Below are 14,205 nucleotides of genomic sequence, written 5' to 3' on the forward strand. Positions count from 1 at the left end.
GACGGTCTGCGCGCTCGCCTTGAGTGTCAGCGCGTGTTCGTCGGACACGATGCGCTTCACTGAGGCACCCTTCAGCAATCCCTTCAGGACCGCGCAGGCGCCTGCCATGCGTGATCCGGCAACGACCGGCTCGATCGGGCGCAGCGCCAGCGCGCCGATGTCTTCGCCGGCTCCGTCTGTCGGGGCGGTCCGCGCCCAGCCCCTGCCGCCGCCGCAATCGGCCGTTGCGCTGCGTAGCGCAGCTCCGGCGCCTGTCGTCGGTAGCGCCAATGGCTGGTCGGCCCAGGGTGGCACGCCGATCGTCGTCGCCCAGGGCGAAACGCTCGATGTCCTCTCCTCGCGCTACGGCGTGCCGCGTTCAGCGCTGATGTCGGCGAACGGGCTTTCGAGCGCGAACGTTGCTCCCGGCTCGCGGCTGACGATCCCGGTCTACAATGCCGGTGGTGGTGCTGCGCCGCAGCAGATGGCCCAGGTGGCGTCGCCGCAGAGCGATGCGCGCACCGAAGCGCCGCGTTTCGTGCCTGGCCCCGCTCCAGTGGCGGCGCCGCGTGCGCCTGTGGTGCCGGCACGCGTCGCTGCGGTGCCGGTCGACGCCAAGGCGAAGGCCCAGGCCGCTGCCGAAGCCAAGGCGCAAGCTGCGGCCGACGCCAAGGCAAAGGCTGTGGCCGATGCACAGGCCATGCGTGACGCCCGCGCCAAATTCGCCGCCGAGGCCAAGGTGAAGGCCGAAGCCAAGGCCAAGACGAAGCCGGTGGTCGAGGCGAAGGCGCCGACGCCTGCTCCTGTCGCGACGCCGACTCCGACGAAGACCAAGCCGGTCGTGGTTGCCAGCGCTCCGGCCGAAGAGAAGGTCAGCGCCGTGCCGAAGTCGGCTCCGGAGCCGACGCCCGATCCCAAGACCACCGCAAGCCTGCCGAAGGAGGAGGATGCCTCCGCCAAGGCCGATTTCCGCTGGCCGGCCCGCGGCCGTGTCATTGCCGGCTATGGCGGCAAGGGGTCAAATGAGGGCATCAACATCGCCGTGCCTGAGGGAACGCCGATCAAGGCGGCTGAAGGCGGCGTCGTCGCCTATGCCGGCAGCGAACTCAAGGGCTACGGCAATCTCGTGCTCATCCGCCATCCGAACGGCTACGTCTCGGCCTACGCCCATAACGGCGAGCTGAACGTGAAGCGCGGCGAGACGGTGAAGCGCGGCCAGGTCGTCGCCAAATCGGGCCAGAGCGGCAACGTCTCTTCGCCGCAGCTGCATTTCGAGCTGCGCAAGGGATCGTCGCCGGTCGATCCGGTTCCCTACCTGAACAACTGATCCAGAATTGGTCTGACGCCGCCTCAGGGTTTGAGCTCTCACTTCCGTCCGGAGACACGCAGAAGCATTCACCTTCGATCAGTTCCCGCGAGACCCCGCTGATCGAAACAAGGCGGGACGGTCCCAGGAAAGGCCGTCCCGCCGTTTTCATTCTGTGGCTCGGCCTACGCCCCCATGGCGCCGAACATCCGGCCCGAGCCTGGCGACGCTGCCAGATTGAATCCGGAACGCCGTCTATCCACCGGAGAACACCGGCTTATTTCCATCAGGCCGCGGGCATGCCGCCCGCGGCGATGGTCTTGCGCGGCTCAGCCGTCGAGCCGTTGGCCGAGCCGGCCCGCCAGGTCCTGGATGTACTGCCAGGCGGTGCGCCCCGAACGCGATCCGCGTGTGGTCGCCCATTCCAGCGCTTCGCGACGAAGCTCATCGGGTGCGATCGTCAGGCTGAAATGGCTGACATAGCCGTTGATCATCTCCAGGTACTCGTCCTGGCTGCACTTGTGGAAGCCGAGCCAGAGGCCGAAGCGGTCCGAGAGCGAGACCTTCTCCTCGACGGCCTCGCCGGGGTTGATCGCCGTCGAGCGCTCGTTCTCCATCATGTCGCGCGGCAGCAGGTGGCGACGGTTCGAGGTGGCGTAGAATACGACATTGTCCGGGCGGCCCTCGACGCCACCGTCCAGCGCCGCTTTGAGCGACTTGTAGGAGGTGTCCTGGCCATCGAAGGAGAGGTCGTCGCAGAAGACGATGGCGCGGTGCTTGTCCTGCCGCAGCATGGCCATCAGAGCCGGCAGGCTCTCGATGTCCTCGCGGTGGATCTCGATCAGTTTCAGGGGCAGAGCCTTGCCGGCGAGGCGCTTGTTGGTGTCGGCATGGACGGACTTGACCAGCGACGACTTGCCCATGCCGCGCGCCCCCCAGAGCAATACGTTGTTGGCCGGCAGTCCATGGGCGAAGCGCTCGGTGTTCTCCGCCAGCGTGTCACGGACCCGGTCGACGCCACGCAGCAGCGAGAGTTCGACCCGGTTGACCCTGGCGACGGGAGCCAGGTCCGCCGCCGCTGGATGCCAGACGAAGGCGTCGGCGGCAGTGAGGTCCGCTGCCCTTCGCGCCGGCGGCGCGAGGCGCTCCAGCGCCGAGGCGATGCGGAGGAGAGTTTCGAGGTTCAGATCGGGAGAGCCGGTGGTCATCGGGACAAAGCCTATCGCGCGAGCGGTGTTCAAGCTGAGACGTCGAGCCAGGCGACCCAGGGGAGGCGCGGCTCAATGTTCGGGGTTTCCTGTCAGAGAGCCATGACAGCCATTCTTCGGAACGAACTCTATGGAATATGCCAAGCTGAATCGGACAAGGCCATTGCGCGCATGCCGGCAAGCTCATAGGTGAAGCGACGCGGTCGGTTCGTCGCCGCGCCAACAATTGATTTAACGGCGTCTCTGGCTATAGTCCGCGCGATTTTTGACCTGAAGAAGCCGCAACCGCATCGACGGCAGGCGCGCCCGCGCCGCCGCTGTGAAGGAGCCTTTTTGTGATTACCCCTGCATTTGCCCAAGGTATCGGCGGCGGAACGCCCGAAATGCTGATGAGCTTCGTTCCGTTCGTGCTGATCTTCGTGATCATGTGGTTCCTGATCATCCGCCCGCAGCAGAAGCGGGTGAAGACGCATCAGGAGATGATCAAGAACGTGCGGCGTGGTGACACGGTCGTGACCTCGGGCGGTATCGTGGCCAAGGTCTCGAAGGTGATCGACGACGGCGAGATCGAGGCCGAGATTGCCGATGGCGTTCGCGTCCGGCTGGTCAAGGGCATGATCCAGGACGTCCGCTCCAAGAGCGAGCCGGTCAAGAGCTGAATGGCGTCCCGGCCCTGACAGGGTCGGCGCGCGACAACAAGGCTGTTCACGCAGATGCTTCGTTTCCAGGCCCGCAAGGTCATCGCGGTTCTCCTCGTCCTGCTCTTCGGTTGCGGGCTGGCTTTGCCGAACCTGTTTTCGCCCGAGACCCGAAAGGCGATCGAGCAGGGCGCCCCGTCCTGGATTCCGCGGTTCCTGCTGCCGATCCATGCCGTGACGCTTGGCCTCGATCTGCAGGGCGGCTCGCATGTTCTGCTTGAAATCGACAGGGCGGACCTGATCAAGACGCAGGTGACGCAGCTTCGCGACGATATGCGGCGCATCCTGCGCGAGGAGCGCATCGCCTTTCAGGGCGGTATCGGCCTGACCGCGCGTGGCGTGCAGGTGCGTGTGCCGGAGGCAAGCGACCGTGCCAAGCTGATGCCGAAGCTTCGCGAGCTGGCGCAACCGGTCGGTACGCTCGGCGCCTTCGGTCCTTCGGGCACCCAGTCGATCGAGGTCTCCGAGCAGCCTGACGGCCTCGTTCAGCTCCAGCTGACAGAGGCAGGGGCCAATGAGCGCGTGCGTCGTGCCGTCGAGCAGGCCATGGAAGTGTTGCGCCGACGCGTCGACGCGCTCGGCACCACCGAACCAAATATCCAGCGCCAGGGACTTGATCGCATTCTTGTCCAGGTGCCGGGCCTGCAGGACCCGCAACGGCTGAAGCACATCCTTGGCGACACCGCCAAACTGCAGTTCCGCATGGTCGCCGACCAGAACAGCGGTGATGTCGACATGCTGCCCTCGCAGGACGCCGGCGGTCAGCTTGTGCCGGTGAGCCGTCAGGTCATCGTGGAGGGCGAAGACCTGATCGACGCGCAGCCTGCCTTCGACCAGCGCACCAGCCAGCCAATCGTCAATTTCCGCTTCAATATCCGTGGCGCCCAGCGCTTTGGCCAGGCGACGACCGAGAATCTCGGGCGGGCGCTGGCAATCGTGCTCGACAACAAGGTGATCTCGGCCCCGGTCATCCAGTCGCCGATTACCGGCGGCTCTGGCCAGATCTCTGGCAATTTCACGGTTGAGTCCGTGAACAACCTGGCGATCCTGCTGCGCGCCGGCGCCCTTCCGGCCAAGATGACGATCGTCGAGGAGCGCACCGTCGGCCCCGGCCTTGGTCAGGACTCGATCCAGGCGGGCAAGATGGCGACGCTGATCGCGACCGCGCTCGTGATCCTCTACATGGTCCTGACCTATGGGGTCTTCGGGGTCATCGCGAGCGTGGCGCTGCTCGTCCATGTCTGCCTGATCTTCGGACTGATGTCGTTGCTCGGGGCAACCATGACCTTGCCGGGCATCGCCGGCATCGTGCTCACCATTGGCACGGCGGTCGATTCCAACGTGCTGATCTATGAGCGCATGCGCGAGGAATCGCATATGGGCCGCTCATTGGTCTCGGCGCTCGAAGCTGGGTTCCAACGAGCCTTTGCGACGATCATCGACTCGAACGTCACCATGCTGATCGCAGCGGTTGCGCTGTTCTCACTGGGTTCGGGACCGGTGCGCGGTTTCGCCGTGGTCTTCATCCTGGGCATTCTGACGACCGTGATCACGGCCGTGACGCTGACCAGGATGCTGATCGCGCTGTGGTATCGCTGGGCTCGGCCCAAGGCCCTTCCGTTCTGACGCTGCCGACCCGACAGGAGATACGCGCATGCGTCTGCTTCGCATCGTTCCCGACAATACCCGTTTCAAGATCGTCCGCTTCCGGCGCTTCAGCTATCCGTTCTCGGCGGCCTATTCGATTCTCGTCCTGGTGCTCTTCCTCACGGTGGGGCTGAATTTCGGCATCGACTTCCGCGGCGGTACGCTGATCGAGATGCAGTCCAAGGCCGGCAAGGCCGAGATCGCCTCGGTCCGCCATACGGCCAATGGTTTCGGCTTCGGCGAAGTCGAGGTCCAGGAATTCGGCAGCGCCGGCGACATCTCGATGCGCTTTGCGCTGCAGCCCGGCGGCGAAACGGCCCAGCAGGCCGTGGTCGCGAAGGCACGCGAGGCTTTCGCGGGTACGCATGATTTCCGTCGGGTCGAGACCGTCGGTCCGCGCGTGTCGGGCGAGCTGGTCCAGGCCGGAACGCTCGGCGTCGTGCTCGCCATTGTCGGCGTGCTGATCTATCTCTGGTTCCGCTTCGAGATGCAGCTCGCGATCGGCGCGATCGTCGGCACCCTGCACGATATCGTGCTGACCGTCGGCTTCTTCCTGATCACGCAGCTCGAATTCAACCTGACCTCGATCGCGGCGATTCTGACGATCGTCGGGTACTCGCTGAACGAGACCGTGGTGGTGTTCGACCGCACGCGCGAATTGCTGCGCCGCTACAAGACCATGCCGGTCCAGGAACTGCTCGACCTCTCGGTCAACTCGACGCTGTCGCGCACCGCAATGACCGCCACGACGACCGTTCTCTCGCTCATCGCGCTGGTGCTCTTCGGCGGCACGGCGATTGAAGGCTTTGCGCTCGTCATGCTCTTCGGCGTGGTGGTCTGCACCTATTCGGCGATGTTCATCTCGACACCCGTGCTGCTCTATCTCGATGTGCGCGCCGGGCGCCTTGATGCGGATGTCGAAGAGAAGGTTCCGGCCGGAGCCAAGCCGAAGGCGAGCTGAGCGGGCGGAGCGCCCTGATCATGCCACGCTTTGAAGGTTTCGTTCCCGGGCGGCATCAGATCGATGCCTTCGGAGCGGGCGGGTTCCGGTTTGCCGATATGAGCCATCGCGGCTCGATCCTGGCCTTGCCGGCTGGAGTCCATATCTGGCCGGTCTCGTCTTTCGCGGAGGTGACGATCGAGAGCCTCCAGCCCGTTCTCGATGCTGCAGATGCGATCGACTTCCTGCTGATCGGCACCGGACACGACATCGCCTTCGTGCCCGCAGCCTTGCGCGAGCGCTTTCGCGAGGTCGGCATCACCATCGAGGGTATGGCGACGGGGGCTGCGGCGCGGACCTACAATGTTCTCGTCGGCGAAGACCGGCGTGTAGCGGCGGCGCTGATCGCGGTTGAGTAGCAGGGCGCGCGGCGATCATGCTCGTGGGGCGTAGCCAGCCCGGCCTTGCCTGGCCTAGACTGACACTTGATCCAAGGCCGCGCCTGTGAGGCGACTGCCTGGGCGGGACGATCCGCATGACGACCAGAACTGACGATCGCCGCGAGACGCTGCCCGAGGCCCTGCCGGAGGCTTATGCTCATTGTGCCGCGCTGGTGCGCGAGGCCGATCACGATCGCTATATCGCCAGTCTGTACGCGCCTGAGGCCGTGCGGCCCGGTCTTTTCGCGCTCTATGCCTTCAGCCACGAGATCGCGAGGGTTCGCGCCGCGGTGAGCGAGCCGCTGCCCGGCGAGGTCAGGCTGCAATGGTGGCGCGACCTGCTGGAGGGCGACGCCAAGGGCGAGGTGCATTCGCATCCTGTTGCCGCCGCGTTGCTCGACACCATTCTGCATTACCGCCTGCCGATCGCGCCGCTGACCGGGCTGATCGAGGCGCGCATCTTCGATCTCTATGACGATCCGATGCCCTCTCTCGGCGATCTCGAGGGGTATGCCGGCGAAACGGCAAGCGCGCTCTTCCGGCTTGCGTCGATCATCCTGGCCGAGGGGCGTGATCCGGGTGGCGCGGCGGCTTGCGGCCATGCCGGCGTCGCCTATGCGCTGACCGGATTGTTGCGCGCTTTCCCCTGGCATGCGGCGGCTGGCCAGGTCTACGTGCCGGCGGAGATTCTCGCCCGAAACGGCGTAATCCGCGACGACATCGTGCGAGGGCGCGGCGGGCCCGGCGTGCTCTACAGTCTGAAGGAACTCCGGGCGATCGCGCGCAAGGACCTCGCCAAGCTGCGGGAGCTGCGTGAGACGATTCCGCCTACGCTCGTACCGGCCTTCCTGCCGGTCGCACTGGTCGAGTCCTATCTGAGGAAGATGGAGCGCACCGGCTACGACCCGTTCCGGAGCATCATCACGCTGCCGGCCTGGCAGCGGCAATGGATTCTCTGGCGCGCGGCCAGGAAGGCCATGCGGGGTTAGTTCGCGCGCGTTTGCATCGGCGTTCCCGAAAATCGCAATCCACGTTTCGGGCCGAAGCAATAATTCGCAGGACGCCGCGCCGGCCGAGAAAAAACCCTCTCCCGGAAGGAGAGGGTTGGAATGGATTACCCCACGCCGAAGGCTCTCTACTCTGCCGCCTCAGCCGCAGCGGCGCCCGCCCACACATCGAGATGCTCCTTCGCGCGGGCCGTCAGCGCCTGCTTGCGGGCCACGCTCTTGGCAGGGCCCTTCAGGCGCTTGCCGTCCGGCCCCGTCTTGGGTGCGTCCTCGATATGCGGGAACAGGCCGAAATTGATGTTCATCGGCTGGAAGGAGCGCGGCCCCTCGTCGATGGTGACGATGTGCCCGCCGGTGATGTGGTTGACCAATGCGCCAAGCGCCGTCGTCGCAGGGGGCAGTTCGAGCGGGCGTCCGAGCCGCTCGGCCGCGGCCATGCGTCCGGTCAGCAGGCCAATGGCGGCGCTCTCGACATAGCCTTCGCAGCCGGTGATCTGTCCGGCGAAGCGAAGGCGCGTATCGGCCTTGAGCTGCAGGGACGGAGAGAGCAGCTTCGGCGAGTTGAGATACGTGTTGCGGTGGATGCCGCCCAGGCGAGCAAATTCGGCATTCTGGAGCCCGGGGATCATCCGGAAGATCGCAGCCTGCTCGCCGTATTTCAGCTTGGTCTGGAAGCCTGTCATGTTGAACAGCGTGCCGAGCGCATTGTCCTGGCGCAGCTGCACGACCGCATAGGCCTTCACTGTCGGGTTGTGCTTGTTGGTCAGGCCGACCGGTTTCATGGGCCCCCAGCGCAACGTCTCGCGCCCGCGCTCGGCCATGACCTCGATCGGCAGGCAGCCATCGAAATAGGGCGTGCCCTCCCATTCCTTGAACTCGGTCTTCTCGGCCGCCAGCAGCGCGTCGATGAAGGCCTCGTACTGGTCGCGGTCGAGCGGGCAGTTGATGTAGTCGGCGCCGGTGCCGCCGGGGCCGGCCTTGTCGTAGCGCGACTGGAACCAGGCCTGGTCCATGTCGATCGAGTCGAAATGGACGATCGGGGCGATGGCGTCGAAGAAGGCGAGTTCGGTCTCGCCGGTCAGGGACTTGATCCCGTCAGCGAGCGCCGGCGAGGTGAGGGGGCCGGTCGCGATGATGACATTGTCCCAGTCTGCCGGTGGCAGACCGGCGATCTCGCCACGTTCGATGGTGACGAGCGGGTGGGCTTCCAATGCGGCGGTGATCGCCTGCGAGAAGCCGTCGCGGTCGACCGCGAGGGCTCCGCCGGCCGGGACCTGATGGGCATCGCCCTTGGCCATGATCAGTGAGCTGAGCCGGCGCATCTCCCAATGCAGTTGGCCGACGGCGTTGGACGAGGAATCGTCCGAGCGGAAGGAGTTGGAGCAGACGAGCTCCGCCAACCCCTCGGTCTTGTGCGCGTCGGTGCCGCGAACAGGGCGCATCTCGTGCAGGACGACCGGGACTCCGGCTTCCGCGATCTGCCAGGTGGCTTCAGAACCGGCGAGGCCGCCGCCGATGACATGGACTGGTTTCGTGCTCATGCCTGCGATGTGTCCGCAGGCGGGCCGAAGGTCAAGAGAGAGGCGTCAGTGACGCAGCCCTGAAACGCAAAATGCCCGCCTGGGAGGAGGCGGGCATTCGCTCTTCGACCGGACCGCGGGGAGGACGCAGGTCCAGGAGAAACTATGATCTCGGTAGGCGCGGACAGTAATCAGGCAGCGTGCGAACGGGCGACGTACTGGATTTCCGAACGGGACAGGCCGAGATCGTCCAGCTCACGGTCGGTCAGACGCGAGAGCTCACGGACGGTTTCGCGATAGCGAAGATAGGCGCGGATTTTAGCAGCAATCATGGTGACGAACATTGGTTTGGCTCCTGGGTGCCGGGTCATTTCTGGCCCGACAACGATGAATTCGTTGTGCACTGCATATAAGGGAGGCTGGCTGCTAATTGGAGGGGCAGGATATCAGTTCCGTTATGCGATTTTCGCATGGCGATTTAACCAGCCCTTTACATTTTTGCCACGCCCCGCGTCTGTTGCGTAGGAAACTATTAACCAAGCACCATCGAGCGCCTAAATTGTAGGCCGTTTCGGTTCGCTACCGAGGAGCCGATTCCGGTGTGGCGCGCAATTGGGCGATATACAGTGGTTTGCCATGCGCGCCTGACTCGAATCGGAAAAGCCCGGAACGGGCCGGTTTTCCGCGGTTGTCACGCTTTTGCGTCAAGGTTTATGTTGCGCCGCAATGTCGCGCTTGCGTCGCCGTCGCCGGGGCGCTGTGGCAAGCTGGGCTGACGCTGGAGAAGCTGCTGTTGCCGTCACAAGCGATCATGTCCTTTGGCTACTGCGAACGCGCCAGCCAGGCCTTCTGGGCAGAGCCGATGAACGCGCTCAGCAATGGCGGCTTCATCCTGGCCGCGATCGCGGGCCTTCTGCTCTATCGGCGCTCGGGTCGGCGCGACTGGCCAGCTGCCGCGCTGATTGCTCTCGTCGTCATGATCGGTATCGGCTCGTTCCTGTTCCACACCATGCCGCAACGCTGGACGCTGCTGGCCGATGTGCTTCCGATCCAGTTCTTCGCGTTCTCCTATTTCGGGTTGGCTCTCGTCCGTTTCATGGGGGCGCGGCCAGCGGTCGCGGCCGGCGGTACACTGTTCTTCCTGCTTGCGTCCTTCCTGCTCGTGTCGGGGCTCGGCGCGCTGCTGCCGCCCGGCATGCGCGGCTCCGGCGGATATGCCTCCTTCGTGCTGGCGCTGTTTGGGGTCGCGTTCGCGGTGCGGATGCGCGGTGAGGGCGATACGGCGGCACGTCTGCTCGGCCTCGCCGGTTTGGTCTTTGCGCTGTCGCTCAGCTTGCGCACGCTGGACCAGGTTCTGTGCCAGAGCGTCCCCTTCGGCACGCATTGGCTCTGGCACCTGCTGAACGCAATGGTGCTCTATCTGTTGCTGCGTGCGGCGATCGATCGGCCCTCGGCGAATTGATCCGATCCGGGCATTGCGGGATCACAGCCGGCCCGCGACGGCGAAGGCCTCCTTCTCAGCCCGGTCAAGCACCGCGTATTCGGCGGCCAGGACATCAAGCAAGGCACGGACGGATGGCAGGAGACCACGTCGCGACGGAAAAACGGCGTGGATGATGCCGGCCCGCGGCGTCCAGTGCGGCAGGACCTCGACCAACGTTCCCGCTTGCAGGTCGTCCTGGACCACCATGGTCGGGAGTTGGACGACGCCAACGCCCTCGAGCGCGGCAAGCCGCAGCGCGACCATGTCCTCCGTGACCAGCCGAGGGGTGTGGCGGATGATCGCCGTGGCGCCGCCGGGCCCGCTGAGGCGCCATTCATGCTCCTGATGCGGATCTCCCCAGGACAGGCTGGGCAATGCGCTGAGGTCGGCGGGAACAAGAGGCCGTGCGAGGTCTTTCAGCACGCGGGGCGCGGCGACCAGCCGCTGGGTGCTCTCAGCCAGAACCTTCATCACCAGCTCGCTTTCCTCCAGTGGCGGGAAACGAACCCGGATGGCGATGTCGAAGCCTTCGCGAATGACGTCGACGCGCCGATTGGTGCTTTCCAGTTGCACCTCGACCTTGGGCCAGGCGGCGAGGAAGCGGGCGACCATGCCGCCGATCTGAAAATAGAGCACGGCTGACGGGCAGGCGACGCGCACGATGCCCTGAGGTGCGGCCCGGGCCCGCTCGATCGCTTCCTGGCCTGCGTCGACCTCGACCAGCATCGCGACGCAATGGCGATAATACTCGCGGCCGATCTCGGTGACGGCGAAGCGCCGCGTCGAGCGCTGCACGAGACGCACGCCCAGTCGCTCCTCAAGCAGCGCCAGCCGGCGGCTCAGCCGCGAACGCGGCATTCCCAGCGCCCGGGCTGCCGCGGCGAAACCCTGATGGTCGACGACCTGAGCGAAGAAATAGAGATCGTTCAGGTCCTGCATCGGATGCTCCATTGTCCTGCTGATAGGACACATTGGCGAGATAATGCCGTCTACCGGCTATTTTGTCTCATTCTTATTCTCCTGGCCAACGCAACGCCTTTGCAACGCTCCCAAGGAGAAACGCAATGAGAAAGGTTCTCGGGGTCTTCAGCAGCCCGCATCCCCATTGGATCGGGGATGGCTTTCCCGTCCGCTCGATGTTCTCGCATGCCGGTCAGGGCGAGCATGTCAGCCCGTTCCTGCTGCTCGACTATGCCGGGCCGGCACAGTTCGCGCCGGCCGCTCAGCCCCGTGGTGTCGGCACGCACCCGCATCGCGGCTTCGAGACGGTGACCATCGTCTATCAGGGGGAGGTCGAGCATCGCGATTCAACCGGCAAGGGCGGTCTGATTGGCCCTGGCGACGTGCAGTGGATGACGGCCGCGTCAGGTATCCTGCATGAGGAGTTCCACTCGGAAGCCTTCACCCGCAAGGGCGGCACGCTCGAGATGGTTCAGCTCTGGGTCAACCTCCCGGCCAAGGACAAGAGCGCAGCTCCCGGCTACCAGACGCTGCTCGACAAGGAGATCCCTGCGGTCAAGCTGCCCGATGGGGCGGGTACGCTCAGGGTGATCGCGGGCAATTACCAGGGACATGTCGGGCCGGCCCATACGTTCACGCCCATGAATATCTGGGACCTGCAGCTGCTGCGTGACGGGGCAACTTCGCTCGTCCTTCCGGAAGGCCACACCCTCGGCGTCGTCGTCCTGCGCGGCAACATCCTGATCAATGGCGCGGACAAGGCGCGGGAAGCACAGTTCATCCTGTTCGACCGTCTGGGCGGCGAGGTGACCCTGGAGGCCGACAGCGATGCCGCGGTGCTGATCGTCAGCGGCGCGCCGTTCGACGAGCCGGTCGTCATGCATGGCCCCTTCGTCATGAACACGGCCGAGGAGATCCGTCAGGCGATGATCGATTTCCAGAGCGGCCGGTTCGGCGCCATCCCGCAGGCGGCGTACGGGCGCTGAGGACAGGAGGCTCCGGATGTCCGCGCCGGGGCCGTTCCTGGAGGGGCGGCGCCGTCGCCGCCCCGATAGCGGAACCACAAGACCAGCAAGGATCATGACAATGACCAAGCCCTATACGCGCCTGGACAAGGACAATGCTGCGGTGTTGCTTGTCGACCATCAGGCCGGCCTGCTGTCGCTCGTTCGCGATATCGGCCCCGATCAGTTCAAGAACAATGTCCTGGCGCTCGCCGACCTCGCCAAATACTTCAAGCTGCCCACCATCCTGACGACGAGCTTCGAGGATGGGCCGAACGGACCTCTGGTTCCGGAGCTGAAGGAGATCTTCCCCTCGGCTCCCTATATCCCGCGCCCGGGCCAGATCAACGCCTGGGACAACGAGGATTTCGTCAAGGCGGTCAAGGCGACCGGACGCAAGCAACTGATCATTGCGGGCGTGGTGACCGAGGTCTGTGTGGCATTTCCGGCGCTTTCCGCGTTGGCCGAGGGCTACGAGGTCTTCGTTGTGACTGACGCCTCAGGCACCTTCAACGAGATCACCCGGCACTCGGCCTGGGATCGGATGTCGGAAGCCGGGGCGCAGCTGACGACCTGGTTCGGTGTCGCCTGCGAGCTGCATCGCGACTGGCGCAACGATGTCGAAGGCCTGGGGGCGCTCTTCTCCAACCACATCCCCGACTATCGCAATCTGATTTCCAGCTACAGCGCGGTGAAGGCGTCGAAGTGACCGGCCTCGCAACCGCATCAATCCAGATCACATGAGGATAGCCATGAGCACCTTTGCGAATATCGCGAACTTCAACGGCCAACGGCCGGTCATCGATCCCGACGATGCCGTGATGCTGCTGATCGACCATCAGAGCGGGCTGTTCCAGACCGTCGCAGACATGCCGATGACGACGCTGCGCGCCCATGCAGCCGCGTTGGCCAAGATGGCAACTCTGAGCAAGATGCCGGTGATCACGACGGCGTCGGTGCCGCAGGGGCCAAACGGTCCGCTGATACCGGAGATCCACCAGAATGCCCCGCATGCGACCTATGTTGCGCGTCGTGGCGAGATCAATGCCTGGGACAATCCGGACTTCGTCGCTGCGGTGAAAGCGACCGGGCGCAAGACGCTGATCATCGCCGGCACGATCACCAGCGTGTGCATGGCTTTCCCGAGCATCAGCGCGGTTGCCGACGGGTACAAGGTCTTCGCGGTCATCGACGCGTCCGGCACCTATTCGAAGATGGCGCAGGAGATCACGCTTGCTCGTGTCGTCCAGGCCGGCGTCGTGCCGATGGACACCGCGGCGGTAGCCTCGGAGCTCCAAAAGACCTGGAATCGCGACGACGCCCAGCAATGGGCGGAGGTCTACACGAGGATCTTCCCGCCCTATCAGCTCCTGATCGAGAGCTACACGAAGGCGCAGGAGGTTGAGAAGAAGCAGGAGCAGCTCGACTCGCAGCGCAGCTGACGTCGGCTACGCCGGGTGGTGTGCCCCTTGGCGCCCGCCCGGCAGCTTCGGCCGCTTCATTCAAGGCGGTGGCCGAGCGGTCCCTATCATCGGGCCGGATCTCGTATCCGGTCCGATGATCTAACTTTCTGTGTTTGCAGCGGCTTTCCCGAAAACCGCAAGCCCCGGCCGTTGCCTTAACCGCCGCCTCGCGCAGAAATTTCCCCCGGACCCAACCCGTGCGGCCGTTGTACCGGACTTTGCACCATCGCCCCGCCCGAGCCACCCGTTGCTGCTTCGGGCTCATTCGCTGGCATTCCGCCAGAGATGGCACGCCGGTGCAGCCAAGATTCTGCAGCCGCCGGCCGTCGGACGGAACCACCCCCGTTCTGGCGGCTGACGGCTTCGGCGCCGCGCGCAGGGCGAGGACATCATGTCCGGCAATGCCGGTGACGGCCCAGAAATCTGGGCCAGCGACTTCGGACCTCGCCGGAATGACAGGCGAGCAGATCCCGACCAGGCAGGCGAACAGGGCCGAGCGAACTTTGACGATCAAGCGGCGCCTGTCCCTAAGCATCCTGCAGCTTGAACT

The 14,205-nt window shown here is 65.0% G+C and carries 14 protein-coding genes and 1 pseudogene; 10 read left to right on the plus strand and 5 right to left on the minus strand.

The window, feature by feature from the left end; translation table 11 throughout:
- Window positions 1-106 precede the first annotated feature (106 nt).
- Window positions 107-1,306 (plus strand): peptidoglycan DD-metalloendopeptidase family protein, encoded by a 1,200-nt coding sequence (locus AC1DGP_RS11835; RefSeq protein ID WP_441489706.1) that lies wholly within the window; start codon window positions 107-109, stop codon window positions 1,304-1,306.
- Between the two features lie 308 nt (window positions 1,307-1,614).
- Here AC1DGP_RS11835 and AC1DGP_RS11840 read toward each other — a convergent pair whose 3' ends face one another.
- The gene (locus AC1DGP_RS11840; protein ID WP_441489707.1) at window positions 1,615-2,493 is read right to left on the minus strand and encodes an ATP-binding protein; all 879 of its coding nucleotides are present in this window, start codon (window positions 2,491-2,493) and stop codon (window positions 1,615-1,617) included.
- 383 nt (window positions 2,494-2,876) lie between these two features.
- On the opposite strand from AC1DGP_RS11840, the gene yajC reads away from it, so the two are divergent.
- The 5 genes from yajC (at window position 2,877) to AC1DGP_RS11865 (ending at window position 7,207) form a co-directional block, all read left to right on the plus strand.
- Window positions 2,877-3,152, plus strand: a complete 276-nt coding sequence (yajC, locus tag AC1DGP_RS11845) for a preprotein translocase subunit YajC (protein ID WP_441490031.1) — start codon at window positions 2,877-2,879, stop codon at window positions 3,150-3,152.
- A 54-nt stretch (window positions 3,153-3,206) separates the two neighbouring features.
- Window positions 3,207-4,817, plus strand: a complete 1,611-nt coding sequence (gene secD, locus AC1DGP_RS11850; RefSeq protein WP_441505973.1) for a protein translocase subunit SecD — start codon at window positions 3,207-3,209, stop codon at window positions 4,815-4,817.
- Window positions 4,818-4,845: 28 nt separating this feature from the next.
- Window positions 4,846-5,799 carry a protein translocase subunit SecF gene (gene secF / locus AC1DGP_RS11855; protein WP_441489709.1) on the plus strand — a complete coding sequence of 318 codons (954 nt, stop codon included), beginning with the start codon at window positions 4,846-4,848 and terminating at the stop codon, window positions 5,797-5,799.
- Window positions 5,800-5,819: 20 nt separating this feature from the next.
- Window positions 5,820-6,197 carry an Mth938-like domain-containing protein gene (locus tag AC1DGP_RS11860; RefSeq protein ID WP_441505972.1) on the plus strand — a complete coding sequence of 126 codons (378 nt, stop codon included), beginning with the start codon at window positions 5,820-5,822 and terminating at the stop codon, window positions 6,195-6,197.
- 116 nt (window positions 6,198-6,313) lie between these two features.
- Window positions 6,314-7,207: a phytoene/squalene synthase family protein gene (locus AC1DGP_RS11865; RefSeq protein ID WP_476832174.1), complete on the plus strand. Its 894-nt coding sequence runs from the start codon at window positions 6,314-6,316 to the stop codon at window positions 7,205-7,207.
- A 146-nt stretch (window positions 7,208-7,353) separates the two neighbouring features.
- Here the strand turns inward: AC1DGP_RS11865 and trmFO are convergent, their stop codons facing one another.
- Window positions 7,354-8,766 (minus strand): methylenetetrahydrofolate--tRNA-(uracil(54)-C(5))-methyltransferase (FADH(2)-oxidizing) TrmFO, encoded by a 1,413-nt coding sequence (trmFO, locus tag AC1DGP_RS11870; protein WP_476776244.1) that lies wholly within the window; start codon window positions 8,764-8,766, stop codon window positions 7,354-7,356.
- 170 nt (window positions 8,767-8,936) lie between these two features.
- Window positions 8,937-9,089 carry a DUF1127 domain-containing protein gene (locus AC1DGP_RS11875; RefSeq protein WP_113515780.1) on the minus strand — a complete coding sequence of 51 codons (153 nt, stop codon included), beginning with the start codon at window positions 9,087-9,089 and terminating at the stop codon, window positions 8,937-8,939.
- Window positions 9,090-9,538: 449 nt separating this feature from the next.
- Here AC1DGP_RS11875 and AC1DGP_RS11880 point away from each other — a divergent pair, with 449 nt between their 5' ends.
- Window positions 9,539-10,207, plus strand: coding sequence for a ceramidase domain-containing protein (locus tag AC1DGP_RS11880; RefSeq protein ID WP_441505969.1), 669 nt, complete (start codon window positions 9,539-9,541; stop codon window positions 10,205-10,207).
- Between the two features lie 21 nt (window positions 10,208-10,228).
- Here the strand turns inward: AC1DGP_RS11880 and AC1DGP_RS11885 are convergent, their stop codons facing one another.
- Window positions 10,229-11,167, minus strand: a complete 939-nt coding sequence (locus AC1DGP_RS11885; protein WP_441505968.1) for a LysR family transcriptional regulator — start codon at window positions 11,165-11,167, stop codon at window positions 10,229-10,231.
- A 125-nt stretch (window positions 11,168-11,292) separates the two neighbouring features.
- Between AC1DGP_RS11885 and AC1DGP_RS11890 the strand changes: the two genes are divergently transcribed.
- The 3 genes from AC1DGP_RS11890 (at window position 11,293) to AC1DGP_RS11900 (ending at window position 13,634) form a co-directional block, all read left to right on the plus strand.
- Window positions 11,293-12,174 (plus strand): pirin family protein, encoded by an 882-nt coding sequence (locus tag AC1DGP_RS11890; RefSeq protein ID WP_441505967.1) that lies wholly within the window; start codon window positions 11,293-11,295, stop codon window positions 12,172-12,174.
- Between the two features lie 100 nt (window positions 12,175-12,274).
- Window positions 12,275-12,901 (plus strand): isochorismate family cysteine hydrolase YcaC, encoded by a 627-nt coding sequence (gene ycaC, locus AC1DGP_RS11895; protein WP_441505966.1) that lies wholly within the window; start codon window positions 12,275-12,277, stop codon window positions 12,899-12,901.
- Window positions 12,902-12,944: 43 nt separating this feature from the next.
- Window positions 12,945-13,634 (plus strand): isochorismatase family protein, encoded by a 690-nt coding sequence (locus AC1DGP_RS11900; protein ID WP_441505965.1) that lies wholly within the window; start codon window positions 12,945-12,947, stop codon window positions 13,632-13,634.
- 205 nt (window positions 13,635-13,839) lie between these two features.
- Here the strand turns inward: AC1DGP_RS11900 and AC1DGP_RS11905 are convergent.
- Window positions 13,840-14,190: pseudogene (locus AC1DGP_RS11905) on the minus strand (SH3 domain-containing protein); the annotation flags it as partial.
- Window positions 14,191-14,205: the final 15 nt, after the last annotated feature.

Source organism: Allobosea sp. 05T433, assembly GCF_056396065.1.

Excerpts from the sequence above, each read along its gene's own strand:
- AC1DGP_RS11885 (WP_441505968.1), bottom strand. The coding sequence starts at position 11,167 with ATGCAGGACCTGAACGATCTCTATTTCTTCGCTCAGGTCGTCGACCAT.
- AC1DGP_RS11865 (WP_476832174.1), top strand. The coding sequence starts at position 6,314 with ATGACGACCAGAACTGACGATCGCCGCGAGACGCTGCCCGAGGCCCTG.
- AC1DGP_RS11835 (WP_441489706.1), top strand. The coding sequence starts at position 107 with ATGCGTGATCCGGCAACGACCGGCTCGATCGGGCGCAGCGCCAGCGCG.
- AC1DGP_RS11875 (WP_113515780.1), bottom strand. The coding sequence starts at position 9,089 with ATGTTCGTCACCATGATTGCTGCTAAAATCCGCGCCTATCTTCGCTAT.
- AC1DGP_RS11900 (WP_441505965.1), top strand. The coding sequence starts at position 12,945 with ATGAGCACCTTTGCGAATATCGCGAACTTCAACGGCCAACGGCCGGTC.
- AC1DGP_RS11840 (WP_441489707.1), bottom strand. The coding sequence starts at position 2,493 with ATGACCACCGGCTCTCCCGATCTGAACCTCGAAACTCTCCTCCGCATC.
- secF (WP_441489709.1), top strand. The coding sequence starts at position 4,846 with ATGCGTCTGCTTCGCATCGTTCCCGACAATACCCGTTTCAAGATCGTC.
- trmFO (WP_476776244.1), bottom strand. The coding sequence starts at position 8,766 with ATGAGCACGAAACCAGTCCATGTCATCGGCGGCGGCCTCGCCGGTTCT.
- ycaC (WP_441505966.1), top strand. The coding sequence starts at position 12,275 with ATGACCAAGCCCTATACGCGCCTGGACAAGGACAATGCTGCGGTGTTG.
- yajC (WP_441490031.1), top strand. The coding sequence starts at position 2,877 with ATGCTGATGAGCTTCGTTCCGTTCGTGCTGATCTTCGTGATCATGTGG.
- AC1DGP_RS11860 (WP_441505972.1), top strand. The coding sequence starts at position 5,820 with ATGCCACGCTTTGAAGGTTTCGTTCCCGGGCGGCATCAGATCGATGCC.
- AC1DGP_RS11890 (WP_441505967.1), top strand. The coding sequence starts at position 11,293 with ATGAGAAAGGTTCTCGGGGTCTTCAGCAGCCCGCATCCCCATTGGATC.
- secD (WP_441505973.1), top strand. The coding sequence starts at position 3,207 with ATGCTTCGTTTCCAGGCCCGCAAGGTCATCGCGGTTCTCCTCGTCCTG.